1 pseudogene is annotated in these 255 nt (G+C 51.8%); it reads right to left on the bottom strand.

From position 1 onward, the window contains the following. Positions 1-255 (bottom strand): annotated as a pseudogene (locus QP934_RS11585) (IS1249 family transposase); the annotation flags it as partial.

Raw genomic sequence — 255 nt, 5'->3', positions numbered from 1 at the left:
GTAATCGGGAGCGGTTTCGTGTTTGCACCAGTGCCAAGCAACAACGTGGTCGAGGGTGGAAGCTACAATCAAGCATCCGCCAGCGGTGTAGGTTCCGTCGAGAAATATCTGGTCATAGACTCGGCCTTTATGTGCCACGGTGGGATCCGGTACGTCAATAAGCCAGCACCATGTAAATCTGCGCTTCATAGTTGAGTGGCTTACTTTGTTGCGTTTAGCCAGTGCAGTTAGCGAGATTGTGGTGGTGCAATGCTC

The organism is Corynebacterium sp. MSK122 (genome assembly GCF_030229435.2).
Lineage (GTDB): Bacteria > Actinomycetota > Actinomycetes > Mycobacteriales > Mycobacteriaceae > Corynebacterium > Corynebacterium marquesiae.
This window is presented reverse-complemented; position numbering and strand designations above follow the sequence as displayed.